General features: G+C 25.5%; 15 protein-coding genes and 1 pseudogene. 9 read left to right on the top strand and 7 right to left on the bottom strand.

Annotated features, from left to right (window positions below; translation table 11 throughout):
- From ACRDBA_RS08185 to ACRDBA_RS08175, 3 genes and pseudogenes are all read right to left on the bottom strand, one after another.
- A pseudogene (locus tag ACRDBA_RS08185) lies at positions 1–187 on the bottom strand (hypothetical protein); the annotation flags it as partial.
- Positions 188–301: 114 nt separating this feature from the next.
- Entirely contained in the window at positions 302–637 is a 336-nt protein-coding gene (locus tag ACRDBA_RS08180) for a hypothetical protein (RefSeq protein WP_438572435.1), read from the bottom strand.
- 152 nt (positions 638–789) lie between these two features.
- Complete coding sequence (locus ACRDBA_RS08175) at positions 790–1,818, bottom strand: hypothetical protein (protein WP_438572434.1); 1,029 nt, start codon at positions 1,816–1,818, stop codon at positions 790–792.
- 149 nt (positions 1,819–1,967) lie between these two features.
- On the opposite strand from ACRDBA_RS08175, the gene ACRDBA_RS08170 reads away from it, so the two are divergent.
- From ACRDBA_RS08170 to ACRDBA_RS08160, 3 genes are all read left to right on the top strand, one after another.
- Positions 1,968–3,095, top strand: coding sequence for a DNRLRE domain-containing protein (locus ACRDBA_RS08170; RefSeq protein WP_438572433.1), 1,128 nt, complete (start codon positions 1,968–1,970; stop codon positions 3,093–3,095).
- Positions 3,096–3,194: 99 nt separating this feature from the next.
- A complete protein-coding gene (locus ACRDBA_RS08165) occupies positions 3,195–4,625 on the top strand; it encodes a hypothetical protein (protein ID WP_438572432.1) in 1,431 nt (476 codons plus the stop codon).
- 15 nt (positions 4,626–4,640) lie between these two features.
- Complete coding sequence (locus tag ACRDBA_RS08160) at positions 4,641–5,762, top strand: glycosyltransferase family 61 protein (protein WP_438572431.1); 1,122 nt, start codon at positions 4,641–4,643, stop codon at positions 5,760–5,762.
- 288 nt (positions 5,763–6,050) lie between these two features.
- On the opposite strand, the gene ACRDBA_RS08155 is transcribed toward ACRDBA_RS08160, so the two are convergent.
- Positions 6,051–6,647 (bottom strand): ECF transporter S component, encoded by a 597-nt coding sequence (locus tag ACRDBA_RS08155; RefSeq protein WP_438572430.1) that lies wholly within the window; start codon positions 6,645–6,647, stop codon positions 6,051–6,053.
- A gap of 207 nt (positions 6,648–6,854) precedes the next feature.
- Here ACRDBA_RS08155 and ACRDBA_RS08150 point away from each other — a divergent pair, with 207 nt between their 5' ends.
- Positions 6,855–7,445: a hypothetical protein gene (locus tag ACRDBA_RS08150; protein ID WP_438572429.1), complete on the top strand. Its 591-nt coding sequence runs from the start codon at positions 6,855–6,857 to the stop codon at positions 7,443–7,445.
- 212 nt (positions 7,446–7,657) lie between these two features.
- Positions 7,658–8,497, top strand: coding sequence for a tyrosine-type recombinase/integrase (locus ACRDBA_RS08145; RefSeq protein WP_438572428.1), 840 nt, complete (start codon positions 7,658–7,660; stop codon positions 8,495–8,497).
- A gap of 100 nt (positions 8,498–8,597) precedes the next feature.
- On the opposite strand, the gene ACRDBA_RS08140 is transcribed toward ACRDBA_RS08145, so the two are convergent.
- The 3 genes from ACRDBA_RS08140 to ACRDBA_RS08130 form a co-directional block, all read right to left on the bottom strand.
- Positions 8,598–8,891 (bottom strand): DUF5661 family protein, encoded by a 294-nt coding sequence (locus tag ACRDBA_RS08140; RefSeq protein ID WP_438572427.1) that lies wholly within the window; start codon positions 8,889–8,891, stop codon positions 8,598–8,600.
- 176 nt (positions 8,892–9,067) lie between these two features.
- Positions 9,068–10,639: an FUSC family protein gene (locus ACRDBA_RS08135; RefSeq protein WP_438572426.1), complete on the bottom strand. Its 1,572-nt coding sequence runs from the start codon at positions 10,637–10,639 to the stop codon at positions 9,068–9,070.
- A gap of 283 nt (positions 10,640–10,922) precedes the next feature.
- Entirely contained in the window at positions 10,923–11,606 is a 684-nt protein-coding gene (locus tag ACRDBA_RS08130) for a YjjG family noncanonical pyrimidine nucleotidase (RefSeq protein WP_438572425.1), read from the bottom strand.
- A 410-nt stretch (positions 11,607–12,016) separates the two neighbouring features.
- Between ACRDBA_RS08130 and ACRDBA_RS08125 the strand changes: the two genes are divergently transcribed.
- The 4 genes from ACRDBA_RS08125 to ACRDBA_RS08110 all read left to right on the top strand — a co-directional run bounded on the left by ACRDBA_RS08125 (position 12,017) and on the right by ACRDBA_RS08110 (position 15,017).
- Positions 12,017–12,784: a DUF2087 domain-containing protein gene (locus tag ACRDBA_RS08125; RefSeq protein ID WP_438572424.1), complete on the top strand. Its 768-nt coding sequence runs from the start codon at positions 12,017–12,019 to the stop codon at positions 12,782–12,784.
- A gap of 86 nt (positions 12,785–12,870) precedes the next feature.
- Positions 12,871–13,731 (top strand): GNAT family N-acetyltransferase, encoded by an 861-nt coding sequence (locus ACRDBA_RS08120; protein WP_438572423.1) that lies wholly within the window; start codon positions 12,871–12,873, stop codon positions 13,729–13,731.
- Positions 13,732–13,868: 137 nt separating this feature from the next.
- On the top strand, positions 13,869–14,381 hold the full coding sequence (locus tag ACRDBA_RS08115) for a GNAT family N-acetyltransferase (protein WP_438572422.1): 513 nt from the start codon (positions 13,869–13,871) through the stop codon (positions 14,379–14,381).
- Positions 14,382–14,462: 81 nt separating this feature from the next.
- A complete protein-coding gene (locus ACRDBA_RS08110) occupies positions 14,463–15,017 on the top strand; it encodes a nucleotidyltransferase (protein ID WP_438572421.1) in 555 nt (184 codons plus the stop codon).
- Positions 15,018–15,569: the final 552 nt, after the last annotated feature.

Below are 15,569 nucleotides of genomic sequence, written 5' to 3'. Positions count from 1 at the left end.
TTCTTTGAGTATTACAATATGAAGTATCTAATGTTCCTACTGCATATTGAATCTTTTCTGCTTCAGCATTTATTATATGTGAAAGCCCGATCTCTTCTAATGCTATAGAACTTAAAAGCATACTTATTGTATCTTTAATCTCTAAATTTACTTCAGGATTTATATTTGGAATATTTGGCATAGACATAAATTAACCACCCCCCCTTACATTATTATATTTCTATATTTATGTAATATTACATAAATTAGAAAAAGAGTAAATAATATTATTTACTCCTTTTCTTATAGTAGTTATTTTCTATTATGCATTTGGAATTGATGTTGTCATTATTTCCATAACATCTTCAAGTTTTAATTGAAGTAATAATTGATTTCTTAAAACATTTTTCAATGTTCCACCAACAGACTTATTAACAGCTAAAACTTCTTGAACTGAAGCTCTTTCAGGTGGTGCAATTGTATTTCCATCTACATCAACTAAAGTTCCAAGTATATATTGAATTTTTTCACCTTCAGCATTAATTATGTGGGATAGCCCTATTTCTTCCATTCCTATTGAGAATAAAAGTAGATTAAGAGCATCCTCCTTATCCACGGTAACATTTGGATTCATATCAGGTATTTTTGGCAATGACATAATAAGTCCTCCTATTATTTAAAATAATATTTTATAGAATGTTAAAAATGCAACATAATACTATAAAACTTAACATTTTTTAACATTTCCATAGTTTATATTATTCACACATCTACATCTTTGACACAATTAAAAAAATTTTATTCATATTTTTATAAATTGTAAATTATAATCGATGCAGAAACTCCAATATTAATAAGTATAGAATTTGTATCGTTTATAACTAAATTTAATAAACTATTTTCTTCTTCTACATTTAGCACTAACTGTCCATAACTTATTCCTTCATTTAATCCAATTTGAAACTCACTATTTATTATCTTTTTACCATTTAAAAGTAGCTGCATTGTAGTAAAAGTATCGCTTCTAGAATTTATCATAAAGCTTACAAAGTATGCCCCTTTATATTTAATTTTTATAGTTAAATTATCATTTAACTTATCTATTTCTCCATTAGTCTCCTGAAAATCCCACTTTATATAATTTATATTATTTATGCATTTTAAAACACCTGATGTATTATAGAAATTTCCATACACTTTTTTAAAACATTTAATATCTATAAATGGCTCATATTTATATTTGTTATTTATAATTTTTTTTTCATTTATATTAAACGTAGTACTATTTTTTATAATACTTTCATCTTCTACAATACATTCATCGTTTTTTTCACTATAATTACTTTCATATTCTTCTCTTTTCGTTTTATTATCTAATGATATTTGCTTTTCTGTTATTCTTATAATAGGTTTTTCCTTTGCCCTTGACGAATAAAATTTTATGCTATTACAATTAGTACTTAGTGTAATCTCACTACATGTATGTACCTTATTTATCAATGTATTTACTAAGTCTGTTATATCAAAATACAAATATTTATTTAAGCAATTACTATTTACTATATATCTATAACTTTCTTCTGTTTCACTTTCCTTAATATTTATAACCATCTTTTTATTATTGTATATTTTTATATCTTTTACAAATAACCCTAATTCTATTTTGCTTATATTATCATCAAATCTATTATCTATTATTTTAGAAATATCTATATCTATTAAAGTTTTATAAGATTTATTTTTATAACTACCTATTAATAAAAATTTATCTTCATTTATGCTATTGCTATTATTTTCTTCTATTACATAAAAATCATCAATTGAATTAGTTATAATCATTAATTTACCTCCTTTATTATTAATAATATAATATTCAACAAAAGCTTAATAATTACTATCAAATCATTATCCAAAATGTTCTATTTGTAACAAATATATCTAATGTATAATACAATATTCATATAGCAATTATTATTAAGGAGAACCTTTTGAAAACTATTGTAATACCAATTAATCAAGATACATTTATATCTTCAAATTGCTTTGACAAAAACTATTCTGAAGAAAAAGATTTAGTATTACAAAATATTAAAAATGAGAATACTAATAATATTTTATTAAAAATACCTTTAACATTTAATAAAGATATTAACTGTTCTGATATTATATCAGCCGAATTATATTTTCATAGTGTTTTTATTAGTAATTCTACTTCTTGTATTAATATATTTAAAAATACTGAAGATTTTAATTATAAAACTGTAACATGGTGTAATTCTCCAAAAGTAGATAAACATCATAATAGATATTGTAATATATCATCTAATTGTGATGATATTGTTAAATTGGACATAACTAATTTTTTTAAATCATGGGTATATAATACCGATACTAACTTTGGAATAAGGCTTTGCCCTTGTGAGTCAAAATTTGCAATGATTTTTTCAGCTAGTAGATGCTCAAACTACCCTTATGTTAAAGTAACATTAGTAGATAAATGTAACAATTGCTGTACAGGAATTACTGGAAGTACAGGCCCTATTGGTCCTACTGGGGCTACCGGAAGTGTAGGTCCTATTGGTCCTATAGGTATTACTGGCCCTACAGGGGCTACTGGAAGTATAGGTCCTATTGGTCCTACTGGGGCTACTGGAAGTTTGGTTAATAATGCTTTGCAAGTAGTCGACAGTAATTTAAGTAGGTGTGATAATATTCTTGTAAATAGTGGTGATAATATTCCTCTAAATAATATAGTTATGAATTTAGGTACAGCTATAAAATATAATGAACTTACTTATGAAATAAAATTATATGAGCCAGGTTTATATTTAACAATATGGTCAATAAATTCACAGCCAAGATGTTCATCTCATAATACTATAATCTACCTTGAAGATTCGGTAGGCACTATGCTTGGTAAATCGGGTTCAGCAACAAGTTTACTTGGAATTGTTGAAGGTACTACTGCATTTAATGTTAATGAAACCAGTGCTTTTCCTTATGTGGTGAAATTAGTTAATAGATCTAACTCAACTATTAGTATTGAATCTGCTCATAATATTCCTAATAATGAATATTATTTTTCTGGTTCAATTACAGTTATAAAGCTTTCTTAGTAAATAATCTTAATTTAAAATATAAGCTACATATTTATATAAATATGTAGCTTATATTTAAATTTTTAAACATACAACTAGTAAAATTGGGGTGAATTCATGAAAAATATTTGTCTTGAAAAAAACTTATTTTCATCACTAGATTATACTTTTGCTATAGAAAACTTAAACAAAAATAAATCTCTTTTAAATAAATTTATAACACTTATGCAATTAGATATAGACGATAAAAACTATGAATCTGTAGCACAGTATGCAAAGAAAATGGCCTATAATGCATCAGAGCGCCATGCTGGAATATACGCTTCTAAATCTGTAGAAGAAATGTTATTAATATGCGCTGAAAATTTACCTAATATAGATATTCCTAAAGATATTCTTCCAAAAACATCAAAGAGAAAAGTCCTTCATATTTTAAGCGAAGGATATGAAATAGGTGGTCATACTAAGATAGTTAATAAGTGGATTAAAAAAGATAGTAATTCCGTACATTCCTTAATTACAACTTGGCAAATAGATTCTACTCCATCTTGGTTATTAGATAGTATTTCTAAAAGTGGAGGCACATATTTAACATTATCTTCATTTTCTGATTTAGAAACAGAAAAAGCTATGGCATTAAGAAAATTTGCCTATTCCTGGGCTGATATAGTTATACTTCATATTCATATGTATGATCCCATTCCTATTATGGCATTTGGTATAGATGAAGGTCCTCCAGTAATCTATATGAATCATGGTGATCATGTTTTTTGGCTTGGACCATCAATATCAGATTTAGTACTAGATATGAGGTTAAGTGGGCAAGAAATTTCTTTTAAAAGAAGGGGAGTCAAATCATCATATTTATTTCCTATCCCACTAGAAGAAAAGAAGCCCTTCAATAAATTAGCTTTGCGCAAAAAATATAATATTGATAAAAATGCTTTTGTCATTCTTACTGTTGCACCTAGCTATAAATGTGTAAGTTATAACCATGTTAAGTTTGAAGATATACTAAAAAATATAGCTAGTATGTCTAAAGATATTTATATATATGTAATAGGCCCAAAAAATGAAGGAAATTGGAAAGAATTAAGTAGTACATCTAATGGAAGAATCAATGTTATGGGCATTAAGAATAATGTTAGTGACTTTTATAAAATTTCTGATCTCTATATTAATTCATTTATGATTGGTGGAATGACTTCAGCTTTAGATGCTATTCTATATGATTTACCCATTATAAAATATCATATTGATAATATTCCTACATTAAGCGACTATGATACATTCTTAAATCAATTTAATTTTAATAACGTAAGTGAAATATTAAATGAAATTAATAAATATATTTGTATTAAAAATTATAATAAAGAAAATATATTAAAGGCTAAAAATAACGTTTTATTAAATCATGTTGTTAATACTAAAGATTCAATTAATGAAATTTATAATAAAGTTACCGTTCATTCAGTTAATAAAAATCTTCAAATTAATAATGATATTACAGATGAAGATCTATTTTGGGCTATTATAAGACGTTGTTAAAAGGAGTACTACATCATGATAAAAAAACAATTAAAAACTACTAATTGTGAAGTATATTGCAAATTAAAAAATTACAAGTATTATACTTTAGAAAATCAGCACAATCAAAAAGTATATATACCTAACTATAACTTTTCTAAAAGTGAATATATAAATTGTATGTATCCTGAAAGATATTATGCTGAATTACTAAATGTTAATATTATAGGTAATTCTAATGTTATTTTTGATGATAACCATTGTATTTGTGATTTAATTATAAGATTTAATTCATATAAATTTGATTTAAGAGATGCCAATATATTATTTATAAATAATAAAATTACAAGAATACAATATATCGATTCTAATTATGTGATAGATAAAGGAATAATGCTACTTGGATCAGCATCCACTAATTATTATCACTTTAATATAGAATCTTTAACAAAGCTTTGTTTAATTAACTCTTTAGGTTTATACAAAAACATGCCTTTGTTAGTTGATGAATCTATTATATATATTCCACAATTATATGATGAACTATTAATGCTAAATAATAATGAAAGAGAAATTATTTTATTAAAAAGTAATGTAAAATATAAAGTTAATAAACTAATTTCCTTTTCAGATTTATCCATTATTCCGTTAAATATAAAAAAGGGATATAAATTAAATTATGATGATATAATTCTAAATGATATAGGAGTAAACTTACTCCATGATAAATTATCTATTAATAATGAACCAAATAAAAAAATATTCATATCCCGAAAAAATACTAAAAATCACAGGTTAAAAAACATTGATGCTGCAGAATTAATATTTAAAAACTTTGATTATGATATTGTATATCCTGAATTACTATCTTTTAAAAGTCAACTAGATCTCTTTTCTACGGCAAAATATATAGCTGGAGTTACAGGTGCTGGCCTTACTAATAGTTTATTTTGTAATAGCTCATCTATAATAATAGATATTATCCCAAAAGAAATAGAAATAAGTTGTTTTTCTAATATATTTGGTATATTGGGACAAGATAGCTTCTTTTTAGATTGTAAATTATTATATAATAATCCTACCTATTATTATCAAAGCGACTTTATTATTAATGAAGATTATCTAAATAATTCATTGCTTAATATACATTCAAAGTAAATATATTATCTGCTGTAAAACACTCTATTAAAGTAATCATATTACAAGTAAAAGAGTGTTTTTTTCATTCTTAGGCTAATTTTAATACTTAACTTTAACTGAAAAAGTTACTAGTGAGATAAAATAAACCCTATAGAGTAGACATAATAATATATCTATCCTATAGGGTTTTCTATTTATAATATAAATGCTTATAGATTTTAAAATAGAAATCATCTTCTAGAATTATTCTACTTTTTATTGTCCCTTACAAGTGGTACAGTTCATCATTTAGCAAATATATATTTTTTAATTACCAATTGATAGTAATAATCCCGATTTTTTTAATATAGGCCTTGTGGCATTATATAGAACTACTACTAATATAACTGAAACTACTGCATTTATAAATGTTGCTCCAGCACTTATTTTAGCTAATATTGAAGCTGCTTCCTGTGGCTGTCCAAGTATATATTGCTTATAAAAATACCCAACTATAGGATCTGCAATAACATTAAAGGCTAGTCCACCAATAGATGCAATAAGGCTCCATTTAAATATATATTTTTTATCATTATTTTCACTTATCTTTGCATATTTATGTGCAATTAAACCTGTTATTAATCCAATGCACAACTTCAAAACAAAAGTCTTTGGTGCTACTAAAATATATACAGGATCAATTAAATCTGCAATAGTCATTCCTATAGCTCCAGCTAGTCCCCCATACCAGCCTCCAAGTAATAGCGCTGCTAAAACACAAAATGTATTTCCAATATGAAGTGAAGTTGCATCTCCTCCTGGTATTGGAATCTTAATTTGTAAGTACGTAAATGACACAAAGCATAATGCAGCAAGTAGTGCTGTTTGAATTAATTTTTTAAACCTAATTTCTCTATTATCCATATTTGCCCCCTTTTAATTTAGCCATTTAAAACAGCTATTAATTTAAATACATTTTATACTTAATATGGAAATATAGTCAATTGTACTAATACAATTTTAAAATGTTTTGCTTTATTTTCAAAATAATTATCTTAATTATAAGTAACCTTTTAATTGTTTACTTAATAAGATAATAGAAAAGGAATATTTATTACAGAGGTGACACCTATGAAAAAACACAACTTTAAAATCATTAAAATTATAAAAAAATGCTGGAATGATATTTCCTTTAAGGATAAAGGATTACTTTTAATCATGTTTATTTTACTACTACAATGTACCCATAATTTATACAATGTAGATCCTGTTATTCAAGATTATATTTCCATAAACGTTGTTATAAGAACTAGCGTTGCAGGTATTTTTGGATATTTTTTAAGCTCAAGTTTTTTATTTAAAGATGATGATGTAAAAGAAGATCCTTCAGTAAAAGAACGGCTAGATTTATTAGATATTATGTTAACCGATCCTGAGATTCAAGAAAAAATTTCAACTGAATATAAATGCATAAATATAAGTAAAGTTGAAAAGGAAATAAAAAAAGAAGAAGAAATTTATATTTGTAACAAAACACTTCAAGATACTGTCGCTATCTTTATATGTGTCTTTATTTTGCTAACATTTATTCTAGGGATAAATTTTCATCTAATTCCAAGTGGCTCTACTGCTACATTATCTCAATTTAGAGATCTTCTTAGTGGCTGTATTGGATTCTTAATTGGAAATCGATCTACTAAAAATAGAGACAAAACTATTTAAAAATATAATTTTTAGGAGTTATGTAAAGTAATATACTCTTATCTGTAGTAATAATTTATATAAATTATTTAATATTAAGGAGAATTACAATAAACTAACTCCTAGATTTTTATTTATGTACTTTATATTTATATTAATGTACTTTTATGATAAAATTATCTATAAATTATACTATAAATATAGTCATTTTATATGAAATCTTAGGAGAAGTTATGGAAATTTTAGATATTTTAGAATCTGTTTTAGATAATATTATTGATGTAGACTCTGCTCTTGACTTACTTCTTGTTTATATTGATGATGTCCATAGCAAAAAAGTCCAAACAATCTTAACTCTTTTATGGAATAAAAAATTAAAAGTATCTATAGCAAATAATATGCTTATCAAGCTGAAATCTGAATCAATAAAGCCAAAATATTCACTATCTATTGATGCTAAAATTAGAAGGAAATCAAGAAAAGATAGAAGAGCTGCAAGACCTTTAGAGAAGGACGAATACTTTACTATTATGCAACTTTGCAGGACAGGCTTTACATATAAAGATAAAGAGGGCGTTACACATATTTTTAGACCTAATAAACAGCTGGCCATGACATTTATGCTTCAAGCAAACTTAGGATTAAGAATTTCTGATGTTTTAAAACTTAAACCTTCAACCTTTAAAAATGATAAGCTGGAAATTATAGAAAAGAAAACAGGAAAACTTCAATATAGAACTATAAATAGAAATTTAAAAGAAATAATTTACGAGTATGCTATGGAGAACAATATAAAAAGCAATGATTATTTAATTAAAGTTAAGGTACGAGCTATTCAAAAACAATTAGAAATAATAGTTAATCACCTTAATCTAACTAATATAAGTAGTCATAGCTTTAGAAAATTCTTTGGTGTTACTATCTATAATCAAACTAATGGTAATATAGATTTATTAAAAGAAATATTTAATCATAGCAATATAGCGACTACTCAAAGATATATCCGAGTAAGTCAAAAACAAATAGATGAGGCAAGTTCATCTATTGATTTTACTGAAGCTTGGATTTCGTAATCTAAATAGCACCTAGTACAATTTAATATATCCTACTGGGTGCTTTTATTTTATAATATATCGTTGTTTATGCTATATAGCGCTTTTATTAATATCACCTTTACTTGTCTTCATAGTACGTATCTGCTTCATCTTCAAGAAGTAATAACCTATCATAATAATCCGGAAATTTACGTAAATGAGCAAGTGCTATTTTTCCAGTCAAAATCGGATCATCATCTGTAATATTCGTTTCTGGATGTTTTAATCCATGTTCTAATTCTATATTCATCCCAATTGTAAAAGCTAATATGTCAAAACTTTCTTTTCTAAAAGAAACACCAAGATATTTAGCTACTGCTAAAGCCTCCTGCTGAGTGAATTCTACTCTTGGTTTCTCTCTCTCTCTAGTCATTAACACTTCCTCCTTTGTAGCTAATTCTTAATACTACAATATTCAATAATTTCACTTTAGTGATAATTAAATTAAAATATTTATAATTAACTATCTAAAAATTTATTTAACTAAGTCACCTTTAAAATAAAGAAAGGTCTAGTGAAAATCAATCTTCACTAGACCTTTTTATATACTTATATAATTTTACTAATATAATTTATATATATTTTATTGATTTCTTCTCTTTCTTTTTTGAAAACTTCATCTTCCTTTTTTAAATCATTTAAGCTTAAATAATGAATTCTTCCTTCTACTAAGGCTGGTACCATATAAGCTATACAGAAGAAGCTTTCATTTTTAATTGTACTTTCTTTAATCTTTTCTAAAGCTTTGTCTACCATATCATATAATCCACTAAGCTCATGTGAAAAGCTTCTTTTTAATATGAATCTATTTACTATAATTGATATACCAGCACCAACTAATACAAATAGAACTCTTGCAAATATTATATTGCCTGGATCTGCTACTAATACTGCAGCAGATGCTATAGATGATAATGTAACAAATACTACTACATTTCTATAATCTGAGACATAAGACATTAAGTAACCAAATAGTACTAATAGTAATGTTCTTATTTCTGACTCTTTAAATATACTAAATACTATTGCAATAATCATAGCTCCTATTAATGTTCCCCAAACTCTCTTTTTAGACTTTTCTCTGCTATATTCATAATGAGGCTGAGTAAGAGCAAATACTGTATAAACTATCCATTCTCCAAATTCAATATTAAAGTACTTAACTGCAAAAAAAGATAAAGCTACAAGAGATCCAAGCTTTAATCCATAAATAAATCTAGTTGAATTAAATTCTATTTTATTTTTTTCAATTCCATCTGTATTATCTAATACTTGGTTTGAAATTTTCGCACCCTTCTCATGAACTAATATTTTTAAAGGAACTTCAAAGCCTTCAACACTTATTAAATCGCCTTGAAGTAATTCAATAGCCTTATGTAATTTAACTAATATATCCTTGCTATATGTGTTGCTTTCTAATGTAATATTTATATTTTCATAAGCTGCTACAGTTCTTAATACACTTTTTCCGCCTTCTGTAATAGCTCCATTCTTTTTACCACTATAAAATACAAGTGATTCAATTTCATTAGTCTTTTCTATTATTTTTTCATTTATTTCAGAAATATTTTCATTACTAGCTAAAAACTCTATTTTACTCAAAACTAAAGCTTTTAAAAGCTGTATTTCCTTTACACTAGATTTTTCAAGCTTATTTCTATTAGCTACAAATTGAAGTAACATTACTATTACTGCACCAGCTACTAAAGAAGCTAATCTTAAAGGCATTTCTTCAATAGTTACTGAATTAGTAAGCATTAGTATATAGTGTAGACCTACTAACATATTAAGTGGTTTACTAATTTTAAAGCTAAAGAAATATCCTATAAATAACATTATTAAAAGATTTATTAATATTCCTAGAAAAATATTTTGAACTGCTATAAAGGATCCAATTCCTAATATTATGTTAGCTCCTAGTAAATAAGTAAAATTCATTAAAGGATTTAATGTTAAATCCATTCCTAAAAATGATAGTGCTAATACAATAGTTGTTACACCTACTGTGGAGTTAGCCTCCTTAAAAACACTTTTAAAACTAGCTACAGATAAAACTACTACTATAAATATTACAGTCTTAGAAATTATAAGTGAAATAAGCTTGTTTGAATTTTTCTCCATACTGTTCATCCTTTCCTAATTAGTGTCTAATTTTAGGTATAAGAGCAATATTATCACAAACATTATTCCCAATCAATACAATTTCTATGCTGATAATTTTTATTTTTTAATAGTATGTTTTCGAGTTTTTTTTCATAATATTAGTCTTTTTGAGAGCTAAGATGGAAATCCTTAAAGGGATTTATTATATTATACATTTTTATTCATCTTTGCTGAATTTATTAATTCAAGAAACTCAGAGAGTTTCTATCACAACTCTTCTCTCTCCTCACTCTTAACTATTTTATATAAGTTCTTTAAGCTCTAATATATTCTTAATTTCATATGTAGGTTTTATTTCACTTTCATTTTTTATTCCATTTATGTTAAACCAACAAGTATCTATACCAAAGTTTTGTCCACCTTTTATATCTGAACTTAAACTATCTCCAACCATTAGAACCTTACTTTTATCTATGTGATTTAATGATTTTAAAGCATATTCAAATATTCTAGCATCTGGCTTGGCTATTTTTACTTCATCAGATATTATAAAATCTTCAAAGTAATTAGCTATTTCAGATTTTCTAATTCTATTATTTTGAACCTTTGCTAATCCATTAGTTATTATAGCTAGTCTATATTTTTCTTTTAAATACTCTAATAATTCAACTGCTTCATCAAAAATAAATGAGCCTTCTCCTAGAAACTCCACATATTTATTACTAAACTCACTTGCATCATGATTTTCATTTAACTCTTCTAAAAATCTTACAAAACGCTCAACCTTTAAAGCATCTGATGTAATAAGCCCTTGCTCAAAATCCTTCCAAAGCTTTGAATTAATTTTATTATAAATTTCTCTGCAATTAGCCTTATCTCCACCTATATTAAAATTCTCTAAAAGTTTATTAAAAGCGTAGTCCTCAGTTTTCTTAAAATCAAATAATGTATCATCTGCATCAAATAATATTACTTCATATTTCATCTCATTTTTCCCCCTAGCATTTTAAGTTTTATTAGCTATTATGAAATAACTAACTTACTTTCCTTTGTAAACAAAATAATTTTCTTTATTATACCATCTTTATTACTTCTTTTTTCTAAAAACTCATAATAAAAAGATTAAATCTTAAAAGCACTTCTCAATTATAGATTCCTCTTTGAAATTCTTATAAAGTACTACTTTATAAAACACATCTAACAAATAATCCAGGACCTAGAGTTTTATATTTATAAAAGTATATCTTATTTATATTTATAATTTATCACTAGACTAGAATAATCTTTATCATTAAATCGAAACATTTTATATATTTGTTTATTTATATATAGACAAAATAATATATAGTCGGTATTATATACTTAATGGATATTATTTGAAAAGGTGGTTTTAATATGAATATAAATACGGATATATTTTGGAATTCTTCTATTGAAGAAATAAAAAAAGGCTATATAGAAAAATATGGTTACTATTCTTGTTTGATATGTGGTGAAGAATTTACTATTGGTAGGATTTATAAAATTAATGAGATGCTTTTTGATGCCAAAAAAGCTATAGAACTTCATATAATAGAAGCTCACACCTCCCCCCTTAATTATTTATTAAATATGAATCCTACATTTACTGGTATATCAGAAACACAAAAGTCTATTATTGATTTAATATCCCAAGGTCTTTCTGATAAAGAAATAGCTTTAAAGCTTGGAGTTGCAAATTCTACAATTAGAAACCATCGCTATAAGCTAAGAGAAAAGGAAAAGCAAGCTAAATTATTTTTAGCTATGATGGATTTATTAAAGTCAAATACAAATAAGGAAATCACTACATTAGAAAAGGATATAATATGTGATGCCCATAAAGGTGCTAATGCATTAGATGATAGGTTTAATATTACAAATGAAGAAAAAGTCAAAGTAATTAAAACTTATATGGATGAAACCGGTGGTTTAAAAAGCTATCCTTCAAAGGAAAAGAAAAAGATAATTTTATTAGAAGAAATAACTAAAAACTTTACTATTAGTAAAAGGTATTCTGAAAAGGAAATTAACAGGATTTTAAAAAGAATTTATGAAGACTATGTAACTATAAGACGTGCTTTAATTCAATATGGATTCTTAGATAGGACTAAGGATTGTAGTGAATATTGGATTAAAGAATAATTAAAATTGATTAATTAGTAGTTAACCTATTTCAATATACTATCATTTTAAATATGTTAACTACTACATATGTTTATGGAGGTACTATGGTTAAGAATTTATTAAACTTAAATAATGAAGAAAAGAAGCTTTCTCTAGAATTTCTCTGTAGAAACAATAAAAATCAGTCACTAGAAGACATAGAAAAAAATTTAATGGGTAAGATTTATCACTATGGAAAGGGAGTATTGTTTTATTTTAAAGAAGGTACAGTCCTTGGAACTGCATCAGTAGTTTTAGAAGTTTGTGAAAAACTAAAAACTACTTATATACATGCTATAGACATCCTAGAAAAGGCTGAATTTAAAAATGAAATATTATCAAAATTAATTTATGAAGGTAAAAAAGTATCTTATGAATATAATGCTACTAAAATTCTTCTTGGAATAAGAAATAAAGAAATACTAAATATTGCAAAGGACCTTGGGCTTTCTCATTCTTATTGTTCTTATAAAATGGAACTAAAAAGCAAGGAAGTACAAGAACAATTATTAGACTTAATTCCATTAACAAAAGAAAATAAGTATGATTATTTAGCAATATATAATTCTTCCTTTAGTGATATGCCTCATGGAACTTATATAACTAAAGAAGATGTTAATGATTTTCTGGAAAACCCTGATAAAAACACTGAAAGATTTATAGTGGCTTCTAATGGAGTGTATATAGGATTTATGGATACCTCAATAGAAGGTGATAAAGGATTTTTTGATATAGGATTATCAAAAGAAAATAGGGGGGCAGGCTATGGAAAAAGGCTATTAGAAACAGCTATAAATCGCTTAAACTATAAAAAAATTCCTCATATTTGCCTAACTGTAATAGAAAAAAATACAATTGCATTTAATATGTATAAAAAACGTGGATTTGAAGTATATAATTTATTAAGCAATTGGATTGAATTATAAGCACAATTATTTTTATATCAATTATCAAAATGATGTTTATCTATATCTATAGTTATTGTTTTTGTAATAACTATACATTTAAAATCATACTTATTTGAATTATAATTTATATTATTATTGATTTGTGGAGATTTATTATGAAAATATTTGAAAGTAATAGATTAATTTTAAGAGCTTGGACAAAACATGATTTAAATAGTCTGCATGAAATTATGTCTAATAAAAAAGTAGCAGATTTAGCTGGTTTTAAAGTTCGCTCTAACATTAATGAAACAAGTGAAGTTTTAGAAAAATTTATTCAAGAACCTGCTAATTCATTGTGGGCAATTGAATTAAAAGAACTTAATAAAGCAATTGGCTGGATTGAATTGCATAATCCTACAGATAGTATTTTTAAAGATTCTAAAGAAGTAGGCATTGTTTTAGCTGAAAAATATTGGGGACACGGCTTTGCAGTAGAGGCACTAAATGAAATTATTCAGTATTCACGTATAGAGAATAAAAATTACTCCATTATATCCTCTCACTTCCCTAACAATATACAATCTAAAAAAGTAATTATAAAAAGTGGATTTAAATATCTACTTAAAAATGATAATAAATTATACTATGCTTTTTCAAATACCATAAACTTATCTTCTATTAATTAATAGAAGAATAAGAATTTACCAATTAGATTATTCATACGATAAATAAAAATACTAAAATATCGATAGGAGAGATTATTTTAAATGTTTAAAACTTTAAGTTATATAGGAAAGAAGCTAAATGATGCGGGTATAACATGGGGAGTTGGTGCATCCATACTATTGAATAAGTTTGGATTTATTGAGAAACCCAATGATATAGATATTTTTATAAGTATTGATGATATTAAGGAAGCAGATGAAATACTTAAAAGTATTGGAGAGAAGAAAAAATGGGAAAAAACTTCAACTTACTCAACTAAATATTTTTATGAATATGTAATAAATGAAATTGATGTTGATGTTATGGCTGGTTTCGCTATTAATCATAGTAATGGAACTTTTAGATACATGTTCGACCAAAACTCTATTTCGGAATTTAAGATTATAAATGGAGTTGATATACCATTTACCGCCTTAGAAGATTGGTATGTGATTTATCAGTTAATTCCTAGCAGAGAAGTTAAAGTAAAAATGATAGAGAACTATTTATTATCAAACAGAATTAAGAAAGCATTTCTATTAGAAAGGTCTTTGCAAGGCTGTTTACCAATAGGTGTAAGAAAAAAAGTTGAGGAGATGTTAAAGTCAGAAATTTAGTGTTGGTGACCTATAAAATCTTATAGATATTACAGCTTGTACTCCTCGATAAATTCCAATTTATCAGTGAGATTAAGTAAGTGAAAAATTTTTAACTATTAGTACTTACCAACCTCACCTTGACTTTAATCATTTATTTTTATATTATTTTATAAGACATATGACATTAGAAAGGAATGATGCTACTCCTCATATTTGATTTTGCATAGTGACAAAGTAAATATGGCACGGAAAACTAATTAATATTACAACTTAACACATGGAAAAAACCATCTTTTAAAGAGGGTTATTTTGTGTTACCAATTGTGATTTTAATTATTTCTGTGCTTTTTATATAAAGGTTAAAGCTACAGAAATATCTGTAGCTTTTTTTGTTATCAAATTCTACTAGTGTCATATTGTCAAAATAAATATATAGACGACTGGTAATATGTCAAGATAAAAAATAAATAAAATTGGAAATTATCAAGTTTGTCTCATATAAAAAAGAGTAACATTAATAAACCTAACTATATTTCCAAAAAATTACTGGGAATATAGAGGTACTTGGAC

It is taken from the genome of Clostridium sp. (genome assembly GCF_051654825.1).
In the GTDB taxonomy this organism is placed as follows: domain Bacteria; phylum Bacillota; class Clostridia; order Clostridiales; family Clostridiaceae; genus Clostridium.
This window is presented reverse-complemented; position numbering and strand designations above follow the sequence as displayed.